The sequence below is a fragment of the Shimia sp. MIT1388 genome, assembly GCF_047124445.1.
In the GTDB taxonomy this organism is placed as follows: domain Bacteria; phylum Pseudomonadota; class Alphaproteobacteria; order Rhodobacterales; family Rhodobacteraceae; genus Shimia.
This window is the reverse complement of sequence record NZ_CP138921.1, coordinates 26,456-52,835: the sequence shown is the minus strand read 5'-3', so window position 1 is coordinate 52,835 and position 26,380 is coordinate 26,456. Positions and strand designations below refer to the sequence as shown.

At 55.9% G+C, this 26,380-nt stretch carries 18 protein-coding genes and 2 pseudogenes; 12 read left to right on the top strand and 8 right to left on the bottom strand.

Going from position 1 to position 26,380, the window contains the following annotated elements; genetic code table 11:
• Positions 1-5: 5 nt before the first annotated feature.
• Genes SIB92_RS00230 through tagF form a run of 9 tightly spaced genes read left to right on the top strand, consistent with a single transcriptional unit; the run spans position 6 to position 12,390 of the window.
• Positions 6-731 (top strand): type VI secretion system baseplate subunit TssE, encoded by a 726-nt coding sequence (locus SIB92_RS00230; protein ID WP_412553922.1) that lies wholly within the window; start codon positions 6-8, stop codon positions 729-731.
• Positions 731-2,611, top strand: a complete 1,881-nt coding sequence (gene tssF, locus SIB92_RS00225) for a type VI secretion system baseplate subunit TssF (protein ID WP_412553921.1) — start codon at positions 731-733, stop codon at positions 2,609-2,611. The genes SIB92_RS00230 and tssF overlap by 1 nt, the downstream gene beginning before the upstream one ends.
• Positions 2,575-3,642, top strand: a complete 1,068-nt coding sequence (gene tssG, locus SIB92_RS00220; RefSeq protein WP_412553920.1) for a type VI secretion system baseplate subunit TssG — start codon at positions 2,575-2,577, stop codon at positions 3,640-3,642. The genes tssF and tssG overlap by 37 nt, the downstream gene beginning before the upstream one ends.
• Positions 3,639-5,168 (top strand): type VI secretion system-associated FHA domain protein TagH, encoded by a 1,530-nt coding sequence (gene tagH / locus SIB92_RS00215; RefSeq protein WP_412553919.1) that lies wholly within the window; start codon positions 3,639-3,641, stop codon positions 5,166-5,168. The genes tssG and tagH overlap by 4 nt, the downstream gene beginning before the upstream one ends.
• Before the next feature lies 1 nt (position 5,169).
• Entirely contained in the window at positions 5,170-5,622 is a 453-nt protein-coding gene (gene tssJ, locus SIB92_RS00210; RefSeq protein ID WP_412553918.1) for a type VI secretion system lipoprotein TssJ, read from the top strand.
• An 11-nt stretch (positions 5,623-5,633) separates the two neighbouring features.
• The gene (tssK, locus tag SIB92_RS00205) at positions 5,634-6,968 is read left to right on the top strand and encodes a type VI secretion system baseplate subunit TssK (RefSeq protein ID WP_412553917.1); all 1,335 of its coding nucleotides are present in this window, start codon (positions 5,634-5,636) and stop codon (positions 6,966-6,968) included.
• A gap of 4 nt (positions 6,969-6,972) precedes the next feature.
• Entirely contained in the window at positions 6,973-8,331 is a 1,359-nt protein-coding gene (icmH, locus tag SIB92_RS00200; protein ID WP_412553916.1) for a type IVB secretion system protein IcmH/DotU, read from the top strand.
• A 4-nt stretch (positions 8,332-8,335) separates the two neighbouring features.
• Positions 8,336-11,890, top strand: a complete 3,555-nt coding sequence (tssM, locus tag SIB92_RS00195) for a type VI secretion system membrane subunit TssM (protein ID WP_412553915.1) — start codon at positions 8,336-8,338, stop codon at positions 11,888-11,890.
• 2 nt (positions 11,891-11,892) lie between these two features.
• The gene (tagF, locus tag SIB92_RS00190; protein WP_412553914.1) at positions 11,893-12,390 is read left to right on the top strand and encodes a type VI secretion system-associated protein TagF; all 498 of its coding nucleotides are present in this window, start codon (positions 11,893-11,895) and stop codon (positions 12,388-12,390) included.
• An 8-nt stretch (positions 12,391-12,398) separates the two neighbouring features.
• Here tagF and SIB92_RS00185 read toward each other — a convergent pair whose 3' ends face one another.
• The 4 genes from SIB92_RS00185 to SIB92_RS00170 all read right to left on the bottom strand — a co-directional run bounded on the left by SIB92_RS00185 (position 12,399) and on the right by SIB92_RS00170 (position 18,917).
• The gene (locus tag SIB92_RS00185; RefSeq protein ID WP_412553913.1) at positions 12,399-14,711 is read right to left on the bottom strand and encodes a type VI secretion system Vgr family protein; all 2,313 of its coding nucleotides are present in this window, start codon (positions 14,709-14,711) and stop codon (positions 12,399-12,401) included.
• Between the two features lie 120 nt (positions 14,712-14,831).
• Complete coding sequence (locus SIB92_RS00180; RefSeq protein ID WP_412553912.1) at positions 14,832-17,288, bottom strand: ImcF-related family protein; 2,457 nt, start codon at positions 17,286-17,288, stop codon at positions 14,832-14,834.
• Between the two features lie 3 nt (positions 17,289-17,291).
• On the bottom strand, positions 17,292-18,164 hold the full coding sequence (locus SIB92_RS00175; protein ID WP_412553911.1) for a M15 family metallopeptidase: 873 nt from the start codon (positions 18,162-18,164) through the stop codon (positions 17,292-17,294).
• A 3-nt stretch (positions 18,165-18,167) separates the two neighbouring features.
• Positions 18,168-18,917 carry a PP2C family protein-serine/threonine phosphatase gene (locus tag SIB92_RS00170; protein WP_412553910.1) on the bottom strand — a complete coding sequence of 250 codons (750 nt, stop codon included), beginning with the start codon at positions 18,915-18,917 and terminating at the stop codon, positions 18,168-18,170.
• A 291-nt stretch (positions 18,918-19,208) separates the two neighbouring features.
• Here SIB92_RS00170 and SIB92_RS00165 point away from each other — a divergent pair, with 291 nt between their 5' ends.
• Complete coding sequence (locus SIB92_RS00165; protein ID WP_412553909.1) at positions 19,209-19,787, top strand: OmpA family protein; 579 nt, start codon at positions 19,209-19,211, stop codon at positions 19,785-19,787.
• A gap of 19 nt (positions 19,788-19,806) precedes the next feature.
• Here the strand turns inward: SIB92_RS00165 and SIB92_RS00160 are convergent, their stop codons facing one another.
• The 4 genes and pseudogenes from SIB92_RS00160 to SIB92_RS00145 form a co-directional block, all read right to left on the bottom strand.
• Positions 19,807-22,080 (bottom strand): caspase family protein, encoded by a 2,274-nt coding sequence (locus tag SIB92_RS00160; protein WP_412553908.1) that lies wholly within the window; start codon positions 22,078-22,080, stop codon positions 19,807-19,809.
• Between the two features lie 1,344 nt (positions 22,081-23,424).
• A complete protein-coding gene (locus SIB92_RS00155; RefSeq protein ID WP_412553907.1) occupies positions 23,425-24,027 on the bottom strand; it encodes a DUF1415 domain-containing protein in 603 nt (200 codons plus the stop codon).
• 302 nt (positions 24,028-24,329) lie between these two features.
• Positions 24,330-24,596: pseudogene (locus SIB92_RS00150) on the bottom strand (integrase core domain-containing protein); the annotation flags it as partial.
• 34 nt (positions 24,597-24,630) lie between these two features.
• Positions 24,631-25,064, bottom strand: a pseudogene (locus SIB92_RS00145) (nitroreductase family protein); the annotation flags it as partial.
• On the opposite strand from SIB92_RS00145, the gene SIB92_RS00140 reads away from it, so the two are divergent.
• Together SIB92_RS00140 and SIB92_RS00135 are read left to right on the top strand one after the other, a co-directional pair.
• Complete coding sequence (locus tag SIB92_RS00140) at positions 24,963-25,253, top strand: hypothetical protein (RefSeq protein WP_412555884.1); 291 nt, start codon at positions 24,963-24,965, stop codon at positions 25,251-25,253. The pseudogene SIB92_RS00145 and the gene SIB92_RS00140 overlap by 102 nt on opposite strands.
• A 338-nt stretch (positions 25,254-25,591) precedes the next feature.
• Positions 25,592-26,338: a hypothetical protein gene (locus SIB92_RS00135; protein WP_412553906.1), complete on the top strand. Its 747-nt coding sequence runs from the start codon at positions 25,592-25,594 to the stop codon at positions 26,336-26,338.
• Positions 26,339-26,380: the final 42 nt, after the last annotated feature.

Genomic DNA, 26,380 nt, shown 5'->3' with positions numbered 1-26,380 from the left:
TCGCCATGGTCGCTGATCACGACACTCCTCCTGCAGCTCTGCAGGAGGCCGTTCAGCCCTCACTGTGGGACAGGCTAATTGATGATTTGCCGGGGCTTTTGGCGGAAACCCAAGGGCTGCGCAAAGAGTTGTCCCGTGTACTCAAGGGTGATGAGGCCACCGTTGACAAGCTGATTGCGGGAGAGGCTCGCACCATTGCAGCACATCCGGACCTGGATGACGACGGTCGTGCGCTCGCACATCGTTATTTATCCCGGCAAGCGGCACTGAGACGGCTTCGGGATGGCGGCGTGGTCGTGACACCAGATGTATTACGCGAGGCGGTCCGACGCGACATTGAGATGCTTTTTAATATCGAAAGACTGGAGGCGGACTATTTGTTCACGGAGAAAGAGGCACGCAGATACGATAGCCCGTCGCAGATTTTGGAGGACTTTCCCGAAGTGCGGCGCTCTGTGGTGAATTATGGTGTGCCGTCTTTTTCCGGCAAACTCGGTAGCGATTTTGATACAGACCTTTTGGCCCGGGAATTGCGCGAGGTGCTCACGGTTTTCGAACCGCGGCTACGGCCTGACAGTCTACGCGTGAAGGTCAAGGTCGGTAGTAAATCAGGCATGCGTATTGAGATCGACGGCCTATTGTTGATGTCGCCAGCACCCGAGCGGCTACGCCTGTCAACCGCCATCGATCTGGACAGCGGTCAGGCCACAACCGAGTTGGAGGGCACCTAATGGATCAAGCCTTCCTAGAGTATTACGAAGAAGAGTTGGGCCACATCCGATCGCTCGCCAAGGAGTTCGCCACACTTCACCCCAATGTGGCCGGCAATCTTTCTATTGCGTCCGTGCCGTGCCCTGATCCTTATGTTGAACGCCTGCTCGAAGGCGTCGCGTACTTGTCGGCGCGTACGCGTCTCAAAGTGGATGGAGAAAGCTCCCGCTACGTCCGCAACCTTCTTGATGCACTTTATCCCGATTTGGCTGGCCCGGCTCCAGCAATGACCATGGCGACAATTGAACCCGGCCCCCAGGTCGATCGCATGATCGACGGTCATGTGATGGCACGCGGTACGCGCTTCATTGCCTCTTTGCGTGAAGGGCTGCAAACCCGAGCCACCTACACCAGCAGCCAAGCTGTACACCTATGGCCGATCAAAATCTCTAGCGCGGAGTTTTTGCAGGACCGCGGTGCGCTTGTGCAAGCCGGAGTGAGCGACACCCAGTTGCGCGACCATGAGGCTGGTATTCGCATCACACTGGAACGCCGCGGCGCCGGGAGCCTCTCTGAACTGTCTCTAGACCAGCTAGACATTTACTATGGCGCCAGCGGACGTGGCGGTGCTGTTTTTGATGCCTTCTTTGGCTTTGGTGGCCCTGTATTGGCTCGCCCCTCCGACGCTATAACCGCGCCTTTTTCAGAGATGCCAAGCCCGCAAATGATCGGCATCTCTGACCGCGAGGCTTTGTTGCCCCGTGTGCGGTCTTCTTTCGAAGGCTACCGCCTGTTACGGGAGTACTTTTTAATGCCGGAAAGGTTCTATGCCGCGCGCTTTAAGAACCTTGCATCCGCCGTCCGTAAAACGTCCAAACGCAAACTGGAACTGATAGTCCTACTACGCCAATCGGATCCCTCTTTGGCCGAGATCAAAGCCGAGGATTTCCACCTTTTTGCCACGCCCCTGGTCAACCTTTTTGAGCATGAGTGCAACTTGGTGGATCTCAAAATCCACCGCTCCAGCCATATTGTACACGCGGACCGCACCCGTCCCTGGGATTATGAGATTTACCGATTAATGCGCATGGAGGATGGCGAGGTCCAAGGTCCCCAGGCCCAGATCACCCCACTATTTTCTGTCGAGCAACAAGCCGACAGCGGCCATGTCTACGCCTGTGAGCGACGCCCCCGTCGCCCAAACACGGACGAACTCCGTCGCGGTCAGACACGCTCCAGTTACACCGGCGATGATCTTTATATCTCCGTCGCAATCCCGGCTCATCGCAAAGGCGTAAAACCGATCCGTCGTGTGGACATCCGGGCGCTATGCACCAATCGCGACCTGCCTATACTGGATGACACCCCCCGTCTCAGCGTCGAAACCGGCGATCCTGTGACAGGTGTCACACTGCTGCGCCCGATGCGGCGCCCCCGCCCCTCTCTGCGCGCGACCCTTCCCTCGGGCGTGGGCGGAGAGGAGCGCATGGACGACCTGACGTGGCGCTGGATTTCGCAACTCTCCCTGAACCACATCTCACTGGCCGCTGACGAAAAAAATGCCGAGCCCCTGCGCGCACTCATTCAACTTTATGCTGGGCGTGGCGACCCGAAACTGGCCCGCCACGGCCAATCCATCACGCGTGTTACATCCAAACGGTTGATTGAACGCATCGCTCGCCCCGGGCCAATCTGCTTTGGCCACGGCACCGACATCACGCTCGAAGTGGATGACGGCGTGCTTTCCGGTGGCTCCCGACTATTGCTGTCAGCCCTACTGGCACAACTGTTTGCACGCCACACAAGCATCAATTCCTTTGTGCGGACCCGCACGCGACTTTCCCAACATCAGACGGAGGTGACATGGCCGATGACGCCGGGCACACGCGCGCTGATTTAGACGCGCTTGCAGACAGCATAGGCAGGATGGACTTCTTCGAGTTGTTGCGACAACTCGAAACTGAAGCGACACGTTTTGGTCGCTCAGGCGACGCGTCCAAAGAACCCGCACGTCTCGGACAACTCCCGCGCATGAATTTTGCCGCCAGTGATGTTGAAGCGCTCACACCTGGATCGGAAAACACACCAATACGGATCGATAGCAACGTGCTTGGCTTGATAGGACCTGAAGGCCCGATGCCTTTGCATCTAACCCGCTGGATCATGGCCCGGATGTCCAATCGGTGGTTTGCTGGCGAAGGAGAAGGCGCCGCTGCGGACAAGGCCTTTCTTGATTTCATCAATATGCTACAGCACCGGGTAATCGCATTGTATTGGCGGGCCTGGGCGGATGCCCGCGCCGACATCCATGTGGCTTTTGGCGACGGAGGTAGGGTCACCGCTCTGATGCGTTCCCTCGCGGGTCAGGGCTTGCCCGGCACTGTCAGCCCCGATCACCATCTTGAAGGCGCAAAGTTGCGCCATGCCACCTCGCTTGCGCTTCAAGCCCGAAGCCCGGAACGGCTCACCGCCTTCCTGGAAACCGTGGTGGGTGTGCCCGTTTCCTTGGAGGAATTCACTGGCCGTTGGGTCGACATTCCGAAACACTTACAGTCGCAGTTGGGGCAGGCTCATGCTGCTCTTGGAACCGCCGCAGTCATGGGCGCGCGGTTTTTTGATCGAGCAGATCAAGCGGAAATTCGTCTTGGCCCACTCACGCAAGAGCAATTCAACCAGTTTCTGGAAAGCACGGTAACTTGGGAACGTCTGCATCATTCGGTCCTGTTTGCCGCAGGACGCGAAACCGTCTTTTCTTTGCGGCTTGTTCTCGCCGCCGGCGAAGTACCTGCCGCCCAATTGGGGCACAGCCAGCTCGGCCGCACCAGTTGGCTTGCACCCGATCCTACAAAGGGCGCCGAAGATCTCGCGTTTAGTGATCTCGCTGGCCGACCTGCCCCTGCCAACAACACGTCAAGGAGATTGGCCGGATGACTCTCAGGTTTGTATTGGAAAACGCGCCCCATCCACAGTTGGTCTCCGAAAAAGAATTTGGAGGGGGCCGTTTGGTGATTGGTCGGGGCGCGGATGCCGATTGGCAAATTGATGATCCCGACAAGTTTGTCTCACGCAGCCATGCCATCATCACCGAAGAACGCGGACGTATCATCGTGACAGACGCATCGTCAGGTGGACTTTTCATAGACAATGCAGCCAATCCCGTGGGCGCAGGAAATTCGGTGCCCGTCGATGCAGGCATGCGTTTGAGATTGGGTGATTTTGTACTGCGGATCGAAGAAATGACCGTGCGTAGCGGTCAGGATCAACCATCACCCAATCGCTCCGGGGCAGGCGTGTTTTCCTTCGAATTTGGCGCAGAAGAGGTCGCGCCCACACCAAAAAAACGCCCGGACAGTTTACCCGACCCGTTTGGGTTGCGAGAAGAAACCCGCGACGAAAGTCAAGATCGTGAAGAATCTCCGCCACCTCGCCCCTTGGATCAAGACGATCCATTTGATCTCGATCTGCGTGGAGCTCCACGGGCAACTCCCCAAGAACCAAAAGAAGAGAAAAGCAAGAACGGAGGATTTGGCAGCTACTTCAGCGATACACCCGTCACCGAACCTACCACAGCCGCAGAGAACGATTTTTGGCAACCTACAGATTCCACTGGCAATAATCGAAGCCGTACCCGCGGCGAGCCCCCAAAAAGAACCGAGGAACACCCTCCGCAGAAGCCGCCCCCACCATCGTCAAGCGACCCATTTGGGCTCAGCGAAAACGCTGCCGCTCAAGCGTCTCCCCCCAAAAGGGACCAGCGCCCAGCGCAAGCAGCGATACACACCAATGCACCAGTATACGAAAATACGGAGGAGACTTCACCAAAGAGCACTGATACGCCCTCCGCATCGGCACAGGTTCCGCTTGCACCTTCAGGCACTGACGTCGCTCTGCGAGAAGCCTTTTTTCGCGGCATGGGTTTATCATCGACGCCAATGTCCCTCGAGGCCAGCGAGGAAGAAATGGAGCGCATAGGACGTTGCCTGCGCGCGCTGGTCGAGGGCGTTATGGCCCTCCTACGCACACGTGCCGAAGAAAAAAACCGCGTGCGCGTGGCCCAAACAATCATCGCCAGCGCCAACGTGAACCCCTTGAAATTCCTGGCCACAACTGATGACGGACTGTCGGCCCTTCTTCAACCACGCGGAGAAGGGTATCTCGCGCCCGAAGACGCCGTGAACTGGGCTTTCCGCGATCTGAACGACCATCAGGTGCGCACATGGACCGCGCTGCAAACCGCCCTACGCCGTATGATCGACAGCTTTGACCCCGATGCGATTGAACGCGAAATGCAAGACGCCGGGTTGATAGAGAAGCTTCTCGCCGGCGGCTCAAGTGCAAAGATGTGGCAGCTCTACGTCGATCGTTACGGCGAAATTGCCCGCGCCGCGGAAGAGCGGTTCCTGGGCGAAGTCGGCGCAGATTTCAGAGACGCATATGAAAACCAAGGGAGATCGTGACATGACATTGTCCAGACGCAGTTTTCTAATCACCGGCTCTGCCGGACTTGTTCTGACAGCCTGCATGGGCGGCGGCGCGGCCACCCTCACGGTTGCGGCGCAAGCCCAAGCCGGAATGAATCCAGGCCCAGATGGCAGCGATCGCCCTGTCACCATTTCGATCCTGCAAATGTCGAGTTCCGGCAATTTTGACAGCGCGGATGCCTTCGCTTTGCAAAACCCGGCTGCCGCACTTGGCGCGGACCTGCTTCGCACCGATCAGATCACCCTCGCCCCGGGCGGGAGAGGCGAGAAAGTTATCGCAATCCAGCCCGGTACATCTGTGATTGGCGTGACCGGAGGCTTCCGCAATCCAGCGGGCAAAACCGTACGGACAAAAATCAACGCTCCGTCTGGTAAACAGGGTGTCCTGATCAATGTTGGCCCAAGCGGCATATCTTTGACTTCAGTGTAAAGGATCCGTGAATGACTGACAGAAATAGAGTTGTCTGGTCCGAAGGACTTTTCCTACGCACCCAGCATTTTCAACAGCAAGACCGCCACACCGAATGGCTGGTGCGGCGCGCTGTAGATGCCGCTCCTCTGCAATCCGCAGGTTTTGTGGCCCTGCAATTGGATCCGGTGGCAGCTGAAGCCGGGCAGATTGCGCTTTTGGAAGCTGAAGGCATCTTGCCCGATGGCACTTTTCTGTCTGCACCACACCACACCACCCAGATCGCGCCGGTGCGTGTCGATGCCGATACAGCCTCAGGTCTTGTGCACCTTGCCTTGCCCGCCGAAGCTGCAGGCGCCAATGACATGGACCCGGCGCATTCTGAGCCCTCGGGCATGCGCTGGCGTGGCACGATGGTCACCACCCGAGACGCTGTACGCAATGGCGCGGAACCGTCTGACATCGAAGTGGCCCGTACCGCACCACGCCTGATCCTTCCGGGGGAAGAAACCACCGGATACACAGCACTGCCCGTGGCGCGTATTGACGGTCTTACTGCCGAAGGCGCCGTTGCGTTTGACCCTTTGTTTCTGGCACCTGCCATTCGCATCGAGGCTGTCGGCTGGTATTCTCAACTGCTCAAAGAACTGGTCACGGGTCTTGATCGGGTGAGCGAAGCTCATGGCTCAATGGTGCTTGGCGGCTCCGGCGCCTCGATGGAAAACCTGCTCATCCTCGAAGCCTCCAATCGCGCCCGCCAGCGCCTCGCTCATTTGGCAGAGCAGAACAACATCCACCCGTCCCAGCTTTTCCTGGAACTTTCGGGGATTGCGGGGCAGCTGGCCACTTATGGCGCCTCGTCACGCCGCCTTGGCGAAGTAGCGCCCTACCACCACCTTGACCCACAACTTGCTTTCACTGAACTGGCCGAAACTCTACGGTCCTTTGTGTTGAGCCTGCAGCATGTCGAACCCAAGGCCCGCGCGCTAAAAGTCAACCGTCACTCCGACAACATCTGGACAGTACGCATCGACAACCCGGCGCTATTGCAGAAAAACCGCATTGTCTTGCGCATTGGCGGCGGCATCTCGGACGCATTACTACGCAAAATCTTTGTGGATCAGGCCACGGTTGGGGCCGCCGACGACTTTGACAAACTCTGGACCTCCAAACTGACCGGTATCCCGCTCAAGCCACTCAACAGCCAACCTCGCGAAATCCCCTATGACGGTGAGCGTCTCTGCCTGGAACTTGACCGCACGTCAGAGCATTTTGCTGCGCTAACGGAGGCTCCAGGTTTTGTATTGGGCGTCGCTGGGCAATTGGAGAAAGAGCCTGAAATCGATTGTTACGCAGTGAGCAGGTGATCTTATGAATGGAGATGATCCCTTTGGACTGGAAAACGACGCTGGGCGCACCCGCGTGCGCCCCGTGCGCCGAAGCCAGCAGGCTGACCAGCCCACACCGCGACCGGCTGCTCAAAACGCGCCAGGCCTAGAGGCGCGTCTGCGAGACAGTCGGGCCAACGACAATCCATTTGTGAAGGCCTATGCCCCGCTCTTGGGACTTGCCCCAGAGTTGGAACGCGCCACCGCACCTGAAGCACCAGACATGTTGCGAACCCGTTTACAGGACAATCTGACGTATGCGCGAGACAACGCCGTTGCGGCTGGTGTGCCATTATCGCGTGCCGATCAAGGAGCGTGGTTTGTTTCTGCTCTCCTTGACGACGTGGCACTCAACACCCCCTGGGGTGTGAGTTCAGGATGGCCGCAAAACCCTTTGGTGGCCGCGCTTTACGGAAATGTAGACGCGGGCGAGCGGTTCTTTGACCTCACCGAAGATCTGATGCGTTACCCCGAACGCGACCCGGAATTACTGGAGTTGGTCTTTTTCTGCCTGTCCTTGGGGTTTCGCGGCAAGCACCGCGTTTCTGGCAGCGGCGAAGCAGCCCTCTCTCAATTGCGCAGCCAACTGGCTCGCCTTCTGCAAGATCGCGAGGCAGAAGGCGCGCCGCTAGCACCCCATTGGCATGGTGTGGAAGCCCCCGATGAACCCAAACGTTTTGTCGTGCCGGTTTGGTCCATCGGGGTGATTGCAATCGCGGTGATTACCCTGATCTATATCGGGCTTGGTGTGCGTCTCTCCGCCAAAGGCGAACAACTCTATACACTCGCTTCTATCCTACCACCTCCCGAACGGGCAGACATCTTCCGGCCAATCATTGAAACGGTAGAAGAACCTGTGCTGCCTGTGGCTGCAGACCCAGTCTTATTGGAACTGCTGCCACTCTTTGCGGAGGCCGCCCCCAAAGACACAGCACGCGCTTTGACCGGCCGCGAGGATGTGTCGATTGCCGTGGTTGTTGTACAATCAACCGATCCAGAGGTTTTTCGCTCCGCCAAAGCGGAACTGAACGCGGAATACAACGATCTCATCACCTCTGTGGCCAGCGTCATAACAGAGTATCAAGAAGTCATTGGCCAAGTGAGAGTTGTTGGCCACACGGACAGTGTGCCGGTGCAGCGCAGCAATCCGTTCCAATCCAACCAAGGGTTAAGCGAGGCACGCGCCAAAACCATTGCAGACATGCTGATCGCGGCGGGTGTCCCTGAGACATTGCTTTCCTCTGAAGGCAAAGCCGCCGCTGACCCAATTGCGGACAATGCGACCAGAGATGGTCGCGCTCGCAACCGGCGCGTCGAAATCATCCTGCAAAAGAAGGTTTGACGGCATGGGATTTCTGAAAAAGGTCTTGGGCATCCTGTTTTCCCGCACTCTGTGGACCCTAATTGGCATCGTGCTGCTCTGTGCGCTTATTTGGTTCTATGGCCCCTTGATCAGCTTTGGCGAAAGTGCGCCCCTCGCCTCTGACGTCACCCGTCTGATTGTGATTGGGGTAATTATTATACTATGGCTGGTCTCAATGCTGATCCGTCAACTACGGGCCGCTCGCGCCAACCGCGCCTTTGTTGCTGAACTCGCCGCTCCCGCTCCAGAGGTCGTCGCAGCGCCAGGTGAAGAGAACATTGCCGAGGTGCAGGACAAGTTTCAGGGTATTTTGGAACAGCTCAAACGCTCCAAACTTGGGGGGCGCAAGTTCCTGCGCGACATGCCTTGGTATCTCATCATCGGACCGCCCGGCACCGGCAAAACCACGGCACTCCGCCAATCCGGCCTGCACTTCCCGATCGACCTGTCTGACGATCTCAAAGGCATTGGCGGTACGCGCAATTGTGACTGGTTCTTCACGGAAGACGCTGTGTTGATCGACACAGCTGGACGTTATGTGCAGCAACAATCCGATCCAGAGGCTGATGCTGCAGAATGGAAAGGCTTTTTGAACCTACTGCAAAAGCACCGCGGTCGCCGGGCGCTCAACGGTGTCATCCTGACCCTGTCGGTGTTGGAGCTATTTGGCGACGATGCCTCGATCCGGGAACATGGGCGCGAAATCCGCAAACGGCTTTCGGAGCTACGTGACGAATTGGGCATGAACCTGCCCGTCTATCTGATGATTACCAAGACCGATCTGGTGCAAGGCTTTGAAAGCTATTTTGGCGATCTCAACTCGCGAGAGCGCGAACAAGTCTGGGGCGCCACGTTAGGCACCACGGAGCGGGTCGACACGCTGACGGTCGAACGTGAGTCGTCTGTGCTGCAAGAAGCTCTGGAAGAACGCCTGCTGTCGCGCATGTCAGACGACCTCCCTCTGTCGAGCCGCGCAGAGGTCTTCCGCTTTCCCACTCAGATGGAACAGATCATCCATCCGCTAAAGATTCTCATTGAAGCGGTATTTGGTGAGAGCCGCTACGAAGAAAGTCCCTGGCTTCGAGGATTTTATTTCACGTCAGCCACACAGGAAGGCTCCCCGGTTGATCAAATGTTGGCGGGCATTGCGGGCTCTTTGGGCATGACCCCGCCACCACCTGAACGCCGCACACATGGCGAAAAACGCTCTTTCTTTCTGCGCAACATGCTCACCGACTTGATCTTCCCAGAGGCCGGTTTGGGCCAGTTTGATCCACGCGCTGAAGAACGCCGAAAATGGGTTTGGCGAGGCTCACTGGCAGGGTCTGCGCTCATCACCGTTCTGCTGGGCACACTTTTTCTGTTTTCTTTCCTGCGCTACCAAAGTGGACTAACCGATCAGGAACGCCAGTTAGCCGCCCTCTCGGCCCGGCTCTCAAATGTAGCCGCACGGCAAGCTCCCACCGATCCTTTGGATTTGAAACTCGCGCTTGAAGCCGCAAACGAAACGATTTTGGCTGCCACTGAAGTGCCCTCCAGCACGCTAACTGTGCTCGGCCCAACCGCTGAACCCGAACTCGCCCAAGTGCAGCGCATTTCATATGATCACACTCTAAGACATATCCTTGAACCCCGCATGGTCGCGATGCTGGAAGCCACTATGTGGCGCCACTCCCGAGATCCTGAATTCTTGTTAGGTGGTCTCAAAAGCTACCAGATGCTCACCGGCCGCGCGCCCTATGACATCGAATTTCTTGGGATTTGGTGGCAGACAGTCTTGCCCGACTTTGCACCAATTGATCCGTTCCCAACCGATGAATCCATAGATCACCAGCTCGCTGCGCTGGAACGGATGGCCGTTGAGGAAAACAAGATCGAAGCTGACCCTGCACTGATTGCCACCGCCTTGGAGTCCATTTGCACCATTCCCTTAGCGGTGCGCGCTTATCGTGCACTTCGCAGCGATCCGGCGTTGGCAGGGCTGCCGGATTGGATACCGGCGGAGCAAACAGGACCCAAAGGCACTCAAGTCTTCTCTCGTCTCTCTGAGAAAACCCTACGGGTGGGCTTGCCAGGGGCCTTCACCTACAAAGGTTTTCACGAAGGAGTACTGCCTTTGTTGCCTGAAGTGGCCGCGCAAGCCTTGCTGGATCGCGCGGTCTTCGCGGGTGGCTGCGCGGAAAGTGCTGAGGCCAATGCCGATACGCTAGAGAAAGACATCCTGAAGCTTTACTACGACGACTACATTGCGCAATGGGACAGCTTCTTGCGCGACATTCGCTTAACTCCAATCAGCGACCTCAACCAAGCACGCGCAAACCTGAAAGATCTGTCGTCTGTGGACTCTGCCCTCAAACGTCTGCTCGTTTCTGTCGTTGCGGAAACCCATCTGGCTTACATCGCGCCCGAGGGAGACGGCGGTGCAGCCGCCCAAAAGGCGGGCCTTAAAGCCGCCTCCAAACTTGGAAAAATTGGTAAGCTGGTGAAATCGACCAGCCGGATTGCTCGCAAGTCCGGCGTTGGCACCAGCAGCAGCGGAGGCCCTCCGGAACTGCCGCCAGGCACCCCTGTGTCAGACCACTTCGCCCCCATTCGAGGCACCGTACAAGAAGTGGATGGCGTGCCCCCCTCTCTGGATGACGCCGTGGCGGCTCTGACCGCACTGTCCAACGAATTGCAGACTGTCGCTGCCAGTCCGGATCCACAATCCGCGCTGTTGGCCCGAGGCGGCTTGCCACAGCTGACCGGCGCAATTGCCAATGAAGCCGCCGCGCTGCCTGACCCAATTGATCAATGGCTTGCCGGCATCGCAGGCGATGCCATCAGCGTCACCAGAGACGCGGTCTTAGCTCAGCTCAATGCACGTTGGCGCGCGGATGTCTTGCCCTTCTGTCGGTCCGCGACCGCGGGCCGCTATCCGTTTGACCAATCCAGCGCCATCGACGTGAATACGCTCGACTTTTCTCGCCTTTTTGGCCCCGGCGGGTTGATAGACAAATTCACCAACGACAACCTGGGCGCCTATATCGACACATCAATCCGTCCTTGGCAGTGGCGCGCCGATTTTGGCCTAGATGCGGAAATACTGAAATCATTCGAAAATGCCCGTTCCATGCGTGATGCTTTGTTCCCGGGAGGAACTGGTCCGGTGGTGGCCTTTGCATTGGAACCCAAAGACTTAAGCGGCAATGCTTCACGCGTGACATTAAATATCGATGGCCAAGTGCTCAGTTATTTCAACGCCGCAACACGCCCCATGCCCATGACATGGCCAGGGCCGGATGGCACCAATATGATTACCCTGACGTTTGCGCCGGTGGACGGCTCTTCCGAGTTGATCACTTCGGAGACCGGAAGCTGGGCATTGCTTCGTCTATTGCGCAAAGGCCGCCTGTCCAAAACCGCCTTACCCGAGGTCTTCGGCCTGTCACTGGGCGTAAGCGGGTTTTCAGCGCGCTATGATCTGCGTGCCAACTCTGTCGAGAACCCGTTTGATCTGAAACTCTTCTCCGGTTTCACTTGCCCGCGTAGCTTTTGATAATGTCTGGTCAGCCCCGCACTTATCAGTCCACCACAGGCTTCTTTGGCAAGGTGCCAGGTGCAGGTGATTTTGTCGCCCGCGGTCTCTCTCCGGGTGTGCGTGGCGTTCTGGACCACTTCCTGACCTCCAATCTCAGCCAGGCCGCCCGACGCCCCGAGCTCTGGCCCGAAAGTGGCATTCGTGCCGCCATCACTGCACCCACCGCGCCACTTCTTATTTGTATTGTCCCCTCGCTGGATGCGCACAAACGCGCCTTCCCGGTGGCGGCCTGTATTGCCCTTAATGCGACGGATCAAACCTCTGCGAATGCATGGGCGGAAGCCGTGATCGAACCGCTTTGGCACGAAGACAACGTTGAAGCTCTCTTTGCAGCATTGCAGGCCGCGCCAAGACCCTTCCCATCCGAAACGCCTATTGCAGTGCCGTCGGTTTGGTTCGGCCAAACCACACCTCAGGATCTTGAAAAGGCGCTCAGCGAGTTGTTCTGTTCCTCTTGAGCAGTTCTTTAGTTGAGGTCGATCTTGCTGCCTTTGAAGGTCATGTTGCCTCCGGCTTTGCCAACGATCTTGCCGCTGCCTTTTAGACTGATGTCTTTGCCTTCCAGTACGATGGTGCCATCTTTCTTGAGCTGGAATTTGGCCTTGCCACAGGTTAGCGTGATCTCATCACCAGCCTTAATAGATATGTTCTTTCCCACCTCGACATTTAGGTTTTCACCAATGGTCGCGGACTTGTCTTTACCAACCGCCTCCACCATGTTTTCGCCAATTTTGACGTCCTGATCTTTTCCAATCTCGCTTGCTTGTGTCTTGGCGATCTTCTCGGTTTGATTACCCCCGATTTCCCAGCTGTCTGTCGCCCCTACACTATGACTTTGCGTGGCCCCTACAGAGACTGATCGCGCCGCCCCAATTGTATTGGTTTGCGGCCCGCCCACAGTGCGAGCCTCAGCGGCCCCCACAGTGTCGGCACGGGCCACGGCAACCGTCACTGCCTGATTGGCGCCAACGGTCTGCGTATGGTTGGACCCAATAGTTTCCGTCGAGTTGACCCCAACCGAAATGGACTCATTTGCCCCCACCGAAAGGCTCCGATCCACACCAACGGTTTCCGTGTCGTTGTTACCAATATTAACAGTGCGATCGACACCAACCTTCGTGGTTTTGTTGTTGCCAACAGTCTCGTCGCGATCGTTGACGACATCCTGCTTGGCGTCATGCCCTACGGTCTCTGCAAAATCATTGTCGACGTTGCGAGTCTCGTTGTTTTTGATCCATTCGTTGTGGTCTTTTTGAGCCTGAAAATAGACCTCTTCATCCCCGGCCTTGTCTTCAAAACGCAGCTCGTTCCAGCCTCCACCGCCCAATGACGTGTTGGATTTCCAGCCGGACTGTGTGGCGTTGCCTGGCAAGGCATAGGGCGGCATTTGTTCAGCATTATAAACCCGCCCAGTAATGATTGGCCTGTCAGGATCACCATCCAGAAAATCTACAATAACCTCTTGGCCAATGCGCGGGATTTGAATGAACCCCCAACCTGATCCCGCCCAAGCGGAACTGACCCGGATAAAGCAGGTCGAATTCTCGTCGTGGGTACCTTCTCGGTCCCAGTAAAACTGCACCTTCACCCGTGAGTACTCGTCGGTGTAGATTTCTTCGCCTGCAGGCCCCACCACAATCGCAGTCTGCGGGCCTTTCATCACCGGCCATGGTGTCACGCGCGCTGGGCGGAACTCATTGTCAGATGGAACCAGTATATACCGCGCTTCAAAACCGCGGTCCTGATCCATCTCACCGCCCGCAACATATTGACCGTCCCAAATCTGATATTCGGCCTCCAGTATGAAAAACGGAATGTTCTCGGCTTCGCGGGCATGGTCAAACAGCTTAAAGCGATGACCAGAGCAAGGCATACTGGCGGTGGAATGCGCAAAGATTTGATGGCGCAGCGCCTGATCTTCAGCCCGCCGGACTTTGGAGCGATTGCCACCACCACCAGCATCCTCGTAGGTGCCGGGATAGTCGTAGCGCTCATAGTCGGCCTGTGCGTGTTTAGGCGGTACACTATCTGCCGACAACAAATCCGTCGAAGGGGTCTCGAAATTATAGTCGTTCAGGGCGTGCGTGGCGGTGACCACCATGTCTTCACGCATAAAAGCGCTGATCACACCGACGCCTTCGGTACCAGCCATTACGTTGGGTTCAAAGCGCAACTCCGGTGCTTCTGGGCAATCGACAACTTCGCTGTCTGCATCTGCAAAGATAAGTTTATGCACACCTTCTTCGAACTCGAAGAAATAGAAGATGCCTTCAAACTCCATCAGCCTCTGCAGGAAATCCAGGTCGCTTTCACCAAACTGAACACAGTATTCCCGCGTCTCGTAACTGCCGGAAAGGCGCAGTTCATAATCACCAAAGCCATATTCGCCAAGGATCTGCTCGATGATCTCCACCGCGGTTTTTTCCTGAAAAATACGGTTGTCCGACGTTTTGGACAGCATCCACAAAAACGGCCTCAAGATCAGACGATACGCAAACAATGCATCGTCATCGTTCCCCTCAAATCGGAACTGATCAACAATACCATGAAAATAGCGTCTCATGTCCGGAGCGTCTTCGTTGGTGGTCACATCCACGGTGACCGGCAACCCCAACAAATCGTCTGATGCGATGTCCGGACTGGTACTAAAGGCGAGAACGTCAAATTGAAAACAGCGGCTGACACAATCCTGTCCAGTCAATCTGCCAAAGATCAGCGCCGGTTGCCCCTCAATCTCGGGCAACGGAGTGGTCAAGCGAGCAATACGGTCGATCGCCATCAGGCGCCTCCCTTCGTCAATGCAGTCACAAAAAGATCTTCATAAAAATTCGTCTGTGTCCAATCATATGCGAAATTGGTCCTAATCCGAAGTGGTTTCCTTGTGGTGCAGCAGCAGGCCCTACAATGCGGAAGGACAAGGAAACTCCAGAAGCGCGCGCCGCGCCGACACCGAATTGATTTTGTCACCAAACGCGAGGCTCAAAAACACCCGACCTGACTCCGTGCGCAAATCAAGCAGCGCTCGCTGCCCCTCGTCACGCAGACGCAGACGAACACTGTCCACCAAACGTAACAATCCCCACGGTCCGGGTTGCTGCAAACGTGCAGCATCTGCGCTCTCGCGAAAACTCACCTCAACGCCCAGCTCAGGCTGCGGCCCCGGCCAAGACAGGGTGACAGGCTCTCCCTGCGCCCGCACCGGCCGCGCCTCGCCCCCAAACGCAACCAAAGTCTGTCCCAGTTCGGCCAGTGCGCTCAGCGTCACCTGCTGCCGCAATGCGCCGCTGTCGTCAAACAGCGCTTCAGAGATCACTGCTGCACGCTCTAAATAAGCCGCGCTCTCAGGCGTTACCCCGGCAAACCGGGCCTCTGGCTTCCAACGCCAAGGGCTCTGACCGGTCTCCAGATAGGGGCCGGCCACCCCCGCCAAAAAACCGGACATCACCCCTTGCGGACCAAACATAGCGACCACATCTGCCTGCGTCGCATCCGCCCCCCCGCCAAACGGATAGCGCCCCTTTATTGTGTGCTGGCACAGTGGAAACACATCGCGCTGCCACGCGCGGGTCAACGCGTTACCGCCTTGATCCGACGCATCCAGCATTCCAGACTGCACCAGCACATCTTCGGTCAGTTGCGCAACAACCGCAGGTGCAGCATTCAGCGCTGAAATTGACCGCGCGCGATCCTGAACGGACATCAAGCGCTGATTGCCTTGTCTTTGGCTGCTATCTGCCGCGCCCAACGCAACATTCAGAGACGAAAAAAGCCGCGCCATCTCAACCATCCGCCCCTGATCCAAATATTGAATGGTTGGCCCAAAAATACGGGCTAGCGCCAATTGTTGCTCATGACTACGCCTACGATCTCCGCCACCTGCTTCGGCAAAAACGGCGCGCAACACTTGACTGAGAGGATTGTCGGCCTGGCTAAGCGCGCCAGACACAATGATGGCCGCGTCGCGGTCCGAAAACGGGCGGACCCTCAAATCAGCAAGCCAATTTTGCCAAACCGAGATGGTTTCCTCCTGCAGCCGATTGGCAAGCAAGTCCGGCGTTTTATTGTTCTGAGTCAGTGCCTTCTCCGTGACAGTCTGACCAATGACCCGCGCCTTCTGCACCGCCACGCCAATCCCAAAGTTGCGCGCATACAACCATCCTTCGGCAGTATAGATCCCCGAGATTGGATCTGTCACCGGTTGCCCTGAACGCCGCACCATTACGTCTTCAAGCAGGGGCACGGCTTGCCCCGGGTACCAATCCGAGAGTTCCGCAGTTTCAGGCGCCCGCTTCAATTCCAGCCACGCCCGGTCCGGTTCGGTTACTTCCGCGGCAAACGCCCGGGCTTGATCCATCAACACCGCGTCACTGGGTGCCAATCCCACAATAGGTCCGGCCAAAGTCGCGACATGTCGAGACAACCCTTCCACCCCGAGTGCAGCACCGTGATCGCGCAGCCAGCCCGCCAACCAAGTGGTTTGCCACTCATCGTCGCCAGTCAGGATGCCCCACGCCCTTAGCGCATCATAAAGCACCAAACCGTTGCCTTCTGTGGCCACAATCGTTTCAATGGAGTCGGCAATCGCGGGAGGAACTTGGCGCGCAACCACGTCCGCATAGGCCCGCTGGGCGTAGGTTTCACTGTCCAATACCGGCAATCTCAGCTTGCGTTTCAGCGGTGCACGTTCCGCCGCCTTTTGCACACGCGCCAACGCCGCTTGCATCTGATCTAGCCGTGCAACCAACTCGGCGCCCGCCTGCGGCCTATCCAATCCCAAGGAAAGAACCTCGTTGTCAAATCCGGCACGCAAGTCTCTTTGGAATTTATACTCGAAAAACGCCGCGTAGCCGACCAGTGCAGCAATCAGAAGCGCGGCAAATCCGGTAATTCTCCACCCCCAGCTTCTAGAAACTGGGGCCTTATGCCCATGTCTACGCTCCTGCGACAGCGCGATTGTCTGATTCAAAAAAATCGCTAGTTCGGCGTAATCCCCGCCCCTGCGGGTAGCAGTTTCCGCAAAGTCTCTGATCCGAACAATGGTCATATCTCGACCTTCAAACAGTTGCCGATGCGCCAGAACAGACCATCCTCCAAGATCAATGCCAGGCGTTTGGCGCACCCTTCCATCCATCAAGACGGCCAGCGCGTAGCGCGCCGGTTTGATGGACTGCCCCTGCACCTGCGCCCGAACCAGCCTTGACTCAAACTGCTGCAACTCTCTCTCGGCTTCGGTGACAAGGGTCCCGATCGGTTGCCGTGCACGACGTTCAAGCGTGTCAATCCATTCTAGAACCGGTCTCGCTGCATGCTGATAAACGGTCACAGCGTTTGTGTTTTCCGGCCCAGCTTGCGCCATGGATCAAAGATCCCCTTCGGCCTGCCAGCGCCGCAAAGTCTCCACGCCAACTTCAAAATGCATCGAGTCTTCTCGGTTATACGCCGCGCCCCAATACCAACCTTCTTCGTTGAACAACTCCGCAAGCAGGATCAGGCCAAACTGTGTGCCACCGTCGCCAAACCCATCCAACCGACCTTCGAGTTTCAAATCTATTGCGGTGCCCCAACTGTGGTTCGAAACCGACCGTTTGGACCCACGCACGAGACGGGCACACAATGCTCCGGCCGTGCCCAAAGCCGCGTGCACCTCCGGCTCTGTCGCTTCCAATTTAGTCATGATCCGCTCGAGCGACGCCAAGGCGGGGCGGATCATCGTCACTTTAATCGGCCCCACTTGCCGAGTTTCCATCAAAGCCCTGAGCTTTTCCTGAGTCACAGGCGCACAGTCCTGAGTATAGCTGGACCGAGGGTGACCCAGGATTTCAAGCATGATGCGGTTGCGGGGTTGGCTGATACCTTGGTTGAACGCCATCTTGTCCAAAGTTCCCACTTCGGTCATCCGCTCAATGCTTGGGCCAAAGTTTTCATCGCCACCGCCGGTAATGTCACTGGCAGACACTTCGAGTTGGCCCGACAATGGCGCCCCACTCCTGGCAACCGCCAATGCTTGCTCCTCAGAGAGCCGCGTCTGCTCTTCTTGCAATTCTGACATCAATTTCTTTAGATCGCCCACCTCGCGCTCCAGGGACGCGATGTCTGCTTCACTGCGTGACATCCTGAGCTCAGCCGAGCCATCAGCCGTTTCCAACACCGCCCCAACAACAGCAAAAGCAATGGCCGCCACCAACAGCCCAATGGCAATAATGATTGGTCCAATCAACGTGCCTTCACGCATTGCCTATTGCCTCTCAGCAAAAACAGAAACCACAGACACATTATCTGTGGCGCCGGCCTCCAAAGCAGCTGTCAGGAGCGTGGTGCACAGCATTTTCGGAGAGGTTGCACGCGCCATATGCTCAGCAATATCCTGATCGCTCAAACATCCGGTCAACCCATCGGAACACAACATCAGCCGATCGTCAGGCACCAAAGGCACCGCAGTCGTGTCCACCTCCACCTCCGCCATATGACCTATGGCGCGGGTCACAACGTGTCGCTCCGGATGATTGCGCGTCTCCTCTTGCCCTATCAGGGCACGGTCAACCATATCCTGCACCACTGTGTGATCATGGGTTAATAGGCGCAACGCCCCTGCTCTTTGCAGGTAAGCTCGGCAATCTCCAACCCATGCAATGGTGGCAATAGCGTTTTGGATCATCAAAGCGACCACTGTCGATCCCATGCTGCCACGTAATTGCGCCTCACTATAAATACGCGCATTTGCTTCACGCAGCGCAGCCTGCAAGCCGGGTCCAGCCAAACCGTCATCGGTCACTTCCGACAAGGCATCAATCACCATGTCCGAAGCCACATCCCCAAAGCTATAGCCTCCCATGCCATCTGCAACCGCCCACAGAACCCCGGTCGGGTCAGTCAGAATGGAGTCTTCGTTTTTCTCTCGGACCACACCAACGTGAGTGAGCCCCGCACCTCTAAACACCGGCTGCATGGGCATTATTCGGGGAATTACTGTCGTGGCTTTACTCACTTAACTCTCCCAATGGCGGTCTTCGTCAACACCCTGGCAACGCGATTGCACTGGTTTCAGACCGCATCACGGCGCTGCTCCAGAGCGAGAGGGCGTGGTCTTAATTGGCACTTCAAAAAAGGCTGAATTGAAAACAAAGCCAGTATAGCTTAGCATAATAGGTGCACAAAATCCTTTTTCATCGAGGCTCCCATGCCGAATATTCGAACAAGACTCTTTGCTGCAGCCCTGCTTACCGTCGGCATCTCATTCCCTTTATCGGCGCAAGAAGATCTCAGCGTTGATGAGCTGATGTCTCTTTTTGAACGTCAGCGCGAAGTCTTCCAAGAGGCTGAAGCCAGCGGAAATGGTGCTACACGCGGCCTGAAACTGATCACTGTTGAAGAGAGCGCAAACAACGCGTCCGATACTGTCGATGTGTCCACCGAGACAACCGCCGAGGCCGCATCCGAAGGTGGCACCCAAAGCGGAGCAGAAGTGATCCAGACCGCAAGCGATCCCAACGCCCCGCTGGTCTTTGGCCAGCTGGATCCAGAGCTACAGGTCAACTTGCAAATCAAATTTGGTTTTGACTCTGCGGCCCTGTCCAGCGAGGAGGCGCCCAAGCTTGAGAAAATGTGCCAAGTGCTTCAGCGCAGTAACATCAACTTGGTGCGGATCGTTGGACACACCGACACTTCTGGCACAGAAGCATACAACGAACGCCTTTCCATCCTGCGCGCGGAAGAAGTGGCACGCCATCTCGTGGACAACTGTGGCATTGATCCTGCACGCCTAGAAACTTTGGGCATGGGCGAACGCTTCCCGTACAACTCTGATGATCCCCGCGCCGACGAAAACCGTCGCGTCGAGTTCCAGGCCCTCAGTTAAACCAACGCCCAGGCACCAATTAAAACAGATCCGGGCGTGTCGGGCTTTTTGCCCAGTAAATTCTGGCAGCCGTCTCCAACTCCGACAGCCGGTCATCTGCGGGCGCGGGCAGGTTTGCCTCGGCCGCCATGGCCGCAAGAACACGTCGTGTCGCCGGACCTATCGCACCATCCACGACAACTTCGGCTCCCATATCCCGCAGCAGCAACTGTGTGGCTTTGGCCACGTCAATCGCCGAATGTCCTTGCAACCCTTCCAAGGCTGCCTCAGCCGCTTTCTTGTTTGAAAGGTGGCGCGCCTTGGCAAAACGGATGAGTGCCTCAGGCACATCCACTGTGGTGCCCTCGCCCTTCAGAACCATACGCGCCGCGTTTACACCTCCCCAGCCATCGCCGCGGGACAGGCCTTTATCATACCACACAAGAGCTTCAGCGTCGCCTTGCCCTGGCACCTCGCCACGGCGGATCATACGCCCCAAGGTAGACGGGCCGAACGGATGCCCCCCCTCGCTGGCCTTCAAATACCACTGGTAAGCCGCATTAAGGTCTTTGGGTCCGTTGAGGCCATTGGCCTCGACAAATCCGAGGTTGTAGTAGCCATAGATGTCCTGGCGCGCGGCACTGGCCTGCAGATACCGCAAACCTCGTTCCGGCAAAAAATGCTCTGTATCTTTTGTAAGGAAATAGATGCCCAATTCGTTCATCGAATATGTATGGCCAAGCTCAGCTGCTCGGTCCAACAACTCAAATCCCATCTCACGCTCTGCCGCGTTTTTTCCATTGCGCAGAAAATGCAGGCCTTTGGAGTGCATGGCAAAAGGATCCCCCGCTTCAATGCCTTTTTCATAAAGCGCCAGCGCACCCTCTGGGTTTTGCGGAATGCCCGTGGTCTGATGGTCGATGCGCTTTGAAATCAGAAACCGACCGGTGCCGTTCAAAGCGCGTATATGGCCCTGCGTGACCGCCGTTTGGAAGCTCTGAAAGCTCTCACGTAATTGCCCTGCCGCTTGTTCCGCCCGCCCCAGTTGATATGAAAACCGCCCTTCTTCAGGGTGGGCTTGCACCGCAGCCTGACAAGCCTCCAGCGCATAGGCCACTTCAATTTCATTAGGCAGCCGATAAAATCCAACACTCCCAGGGTCCAGCGCATCCCCCGCGGCCAGATCGCAAGCGTTGACCTCCATTTCCAACAGAACTGTAACCGGGATTTCAGTTCCATTGGATTGCACAGTTATGGAAAAATCATCTCGCAATGTTGCTGCGAGCTCTGTTGCGCGCCTTTCGCCCAAGATTGGGCGATATAGCACCCCATCTGCGCGCACCGAAACCAATCCTTGATCAGGCACGGAGGTCACCGTGATCGGCGGCAGTTCGGATTGATCCAACGCTGCCGCCAAGGCCGGCCCCAAGGCGACTTGCCGATCATAGGCCACCGACAAGGTCACTTCTGACGGAAAATCCGGTGCCGCGACCTGACGCGTTGTAGTGCCACTTTCAGACACCGGGACCGTGTTCTCGGCCGACGCAGCCACCGTGGCTTTCGCGGAACGTCCAAATTGAAAAGGCTGCACCAGAGTGGAACTCTCCCACGGCACCTGCTTGCCTTCAGTCACGTTGTAAACCGCCTCGCGGACTTGGGCAAAAACCGACAGAATATCGCGCTCTGGCGCGGCACTCACCGCATTCACAATGGCCGCTGTATAGGGGCTGTTCTCGCTGCCCTTTCCATCATAGGCCACCATGCCAGGAGCTGTTGAAAAGGCGACCAAAGAGTTGAGTGGCGTTTGAAAAACGTCAAACCCAGATTTGGTCTCAAAAAGGCTGGCATCCAGGTTTCCGGCCAAAACCTTGTCGGGAAACGGATTGTCGCGACAGGCGTCAATAATCGCCACATGCACTTTGCCGCGAGCCGAAAGAAGCTCGATCACGCGGTCCAGCGTCACGGATTCCACAGGCAAGTCATAAACTGAGTCAAAAGCAACATCCGTGGGCAGCAAATAGTTGCGGCGTCCAATCTGAATGCCATGACCCGCATAGAAGAAGACGATTTCCGCGCCCTCAGTCACATTCAGAATTGACGCACGCAGCAGGTCTTCAAAGCCTTGTCGGTCAACGTTGTAACCGTCAAATACGGTGAAGCCCAAGTCCCGCAACATTGCCGAGAAGCGTTCCGCATCATGCTTGGCGTTGGCCAAATCATCGATTCCAACGTAGTCCTGATTGCCAATCACGACCGCCAGCCGGTCTGGTTCGGATTGCGCCACAGCTAAGGTGGCAGCTGCAGACATACTCATGGTAAACGCAAGCCGGACCATTCTCCGCATAATGGCCAATTTGCCATACTGTGGCATTAACCAGTCCATCCGCCGGGATTGTCAGACCCGCCATCATCACCGGAACTGTCTGCCTCATCATCGTCGTCGCTACCGCCACTCGAGCCGCTGTCTCCTGACCCTGAGCCGCTGGAGCTACCCGATCCCGAGCTTGAGCTTCCAGATCCTGAGTTTGAATTTCCTGAAGACGAGCTAGCGGAACTGCCGCCCGGTGACCTTGAACTGTTCGAGTAATCGGAAACTTCACTGTGCGGGACTCGCACGATTTGGTCCCCTTCCGCTGGAGGCAATGCTTCAACGCACCCTGACAAAACCAGCGCCACTGCAGATGTTGCTAATAGGAAAACTCTCATCAAAAGTACCTCACCTACAAATTAAATCTACCTGCTGGGGAGATCAAAAAATGCCTCTTGCCTCATAATACGGCAGGCACAGGCAACCCCTTCAGGCTCCTGAAGTAGACCACAGAAACCGCCTTTTGTCTAATTCTCTCACGGAGAACCGCTCGTTTCAGCCAAGAAAAACAGGCATTCAGCGGCGTTCTTAAGAGTCTAATCCGCCCCCAAAGCTCATGCCCACATTTTTGCGGAGACGCCCCAACAGATTTTTTTGAGGCCCTCACCTCATGTATGGGGGACCATCCCTGCCTGACGTCAGCGCCAGCGGAATAGGTTGGACAGGTTTGATAAGAGAGGGATTTTGATCACAACCCAAGCACCAAAAAGGAAAGATAAGACAGCCATCGCCAACATTCCACCAATGACGTTGGAGAATGGCTCAGATGTGAGGAATACGCGTTGCCCCCCCGAGAACTCTGCAGCCGGGCGGGGCGTGCAAACGGGCGGCTCAGCTTGAGCTGCGGCACCTCAAAAAGCATGATCGTGGATGGGAATCCGACGAATGAAGTAGCCTTGCACTTCACCTCGTTTGGTCAATAGCTTTTGCCCGATGCAGAATTGCGAATGGTGAAACCCCAAACTCGCAATCTGTCATCGAGACGTTGGATTGACCTCATTTTACCCCCTTTCACCAGCAACGAGGACACCATCGGAGGAACGTGAAGGAGACCTGGTTAATTTCCGGCGTTGCGCCAAAGCGAAATGGCTTTGGCGCATGACGTTTCAGTCCGTTCTATTTGGCTGGTCGCAGGAACGTAGAGTTGGACACCACTGGCGCACTTGGCGCAAACTGAGTTATGTGTCGAACGTGCTGACCTCTCGCTTTTGAAATCGCTGAGCCTTGTCACAAATGGCCCTGGATCCGAAACACCAAAAACGGACGCGGCGGCATGCCAAAGTGAGCTGGTTATTTTCCCCACGGGCAAAGCTCTTCAACCTGTCGGCGGCCAAGGTTTTCCAGTGTTTTTATGTTGTCCAAGTATATTTTCTCGGGGTCCGAAACGTGAGCGAGGACTTTGGTCATCTGCTCCTGGCGCAGCAGATGAATCGTCGGATAGGGGGAGCGGTTGGTAAAGTGGCTCAGATCGTCCGCAGCTACACCCTCAAATTGATATTGTGGATGAAACGATGCGAGTTGAACGTGCTCTATCAAGTCTGCTTGCTCCAATAGCTGCTGGAACCAATCGAGCAAGGTGAGATAATCTCCGAACTCATCAAGCCCCTGGGGAAACATGAGTAAGCTCGTGGCAACCTCATTTTCGTTGGCCCCAAGCAAGAGCTGCAGTTCATTCACAAAGAACTGCTTAAGCTGCGCATCGGTGATGGCATCACACACGGCATATCGAACCTGGTCTCGGGCTATGACACTCGAGGAAAATGGGCAAAGGTTTAAACCAACAACCATCTGGTCAAGCCATCGACGGGTGTTTTCAATCACGCCTTGATGCGCTGTTGGTCGCGTTTTGGAGCCGGGCTTATTGATAGGATCAATCCTCTCTTGTTTGCCCATCTTAAAGCACGTTCCGCCCTTATTTCCAATGTGTTCGCAGACGCCAAAGCACTTACTCGGCGAAGGCATGTTCGCCTGGAAAGCCCCCCCCCCTTCCTTGTTGGCGAACGAACCAGTCCTACAGTTCCCCCCAATTGATCACGTTTCAGTTCAGTGTTGCCAAACCAGAAATTCGCTGCATCGGAGACAGCTGAGTGGAGCCCGATTTACGCTATGTTGCTTTAGTTGCCATTGTCGAAAACTGCGCCAGCGTGTCCTGCGGTAATCCCCCCATTTTCAGAGGGGCCTGTCAGTAGTATCCAAGCTGCTTTCAGTTTCTGTATCAGGGTCATCCCACCGATGCCCATGTTTGGTCTTTCATTGTTGTAAGTCCAGAGCCATCTCGTGGCATGGTCTTGCACCTCCTCGATACTGTAGAAGTGATATCGCCCCAGCCACTCCGTTCGAACCGTTCGGTTGTAGCGCTCGACATAGGCGTTCTGCTGCGGCCTCCCCGGCTGGATGTAAATCAACCCGATCCCTGCCTTCTCGGTCCAGGTCTGAAGTCGGCGACTAACGCATTCAGGACCGCCGATCCAGGTATTTTCAAAGGGGCTAGAATTCTTAGTCCGCGACTGTCAGGATTTCGTCGAGCGGCTTCTTCATTTTGGCAACGGCGGGAACTTTCGCGTCTTCTGAGGCGTGTCCAACTGCAACAATCATGATTGGCTTCTCGCTCTCCGGGCGCCCCAGCATCTTGTTCAAAAACCGCATTAGGTTTGGTGTATGTGTCAAAGTAACCAACCCAGCATGGCGCAGGCCGCAAGCAAAAAACCAAAGGCAATTCCTGTGCTTTCAGAGACATAGTAATTTTTGAACCGCGTTCCGTCATCAAACTGGCCCCAACGCTGTGCGAACACCACAATAAGCCAAGGCGCATCTTCCAGATGTGGCTTATGATCATTGGTCCCAATGGGTTCCAGCGCTTTGAGCCACTCGTCGCCCGCGCCCCCCTCGTAGAACCGACGTTCTTCTTCCTCCGCGGCCTCTCGGACGCGTTTATTGAAGGCGGGGTCGGAAAGCCTTTGGCACCTGCTTCTTTATTGGCGCTACGCGCCAATTTTCTTGCGTTACATGCCATGCTTGGAAAACTGCAATACGATGTGCAGTTACAACGCTTACGAACGCACACGACCGCCTTGCTGCGGCTTGTTGTTCGTGAGTACTGGTTGCAACGCTTACTTTGAACCTGCGACCTTCAGGTAATGAGGCTAACGAGGTGAAGACGTAAAGCCATTGGTCTGGGGGACCATTGCAGTCTGAACGGGCTTTTTGAGTTTATTCGACTTGGTTGCGGGAGCACGCAACCGCCGTTGTCGAACAGAGCTTTATTGTCGGATTTAACTGATAGAGATCCATACCGACGTTTGCATCTACAAGGCTGTGACCTCCGACAGGTTTGTCCGTTGTCACAGCCTTAGCTTCCCAATATTTCAAGCGGTGATTTTCCGAGGAAGCGTTCACCAATCCAGCTCATGCGGATACAGTAAAACGAATTTCAAGAAACAGGGCCAAACAGATTGGCATGAGCTCAACTTTTGTCCTGTTGCGCAAAGCCGTGTGTTTGTTGGGGAACCATGAACAATCCATCACCCTAGAAATCGGCAAGCAGGATCTTACCAAATCAGTTACCGATTTTGCACAATTGATACACAAAATTAGACACTCCTGTCGAACCCCAGGCACATCACACGGGTATGGCTTGTCTGCACGATTTGAGGATGGTCCTGTGGAAGTTTACAAACTAGAGAGCCCTTTTGGCCTGAAAAAATTAAAGCCCGTTGAAAGTAGTGGGGACGATCTTTACTCGGCGAGTAACTTCAAAGCTAAGAGTGTTGCTTGCGTTGTCTCTCAAGAGAGTACGTTCCTGGATGTCATGTTTGGGTTTGAAAATTTGGGATTTGAAATTGCCTGTTCCTCGTCATTAGAGGCGACTTTCAAGACGGTTTCCGAGGACCCCGAGGAATGGGCATTGGTTGTGGTCCGCCTAGACCAGCCTTTGGATGAAGAACGCCTAGAAAGTTATGTTCGGCTCCTACAAATGATGGATGTCAGGATTCCGGTAATGATCATGCTTCAGAAAGGTAAATCGCCTCAAAACTCAGGCTACCCTAAGCTGTATGCAGACTGCGTTGTCGGCGAACCTAGGTCGGCAAAAGATCTTTCAACTGCTCTAAAAGTTGCAGTGGATGCGAACATGCGATGGGGCAGCAGCTTTGATGATTTCCGGAGAGAGGCTGTAAATCGTCTTTGTCGACCTCGGCAAAAATAACTCAACAACCAATACTGCTCTCAAATCTCCACTCACGGAAAG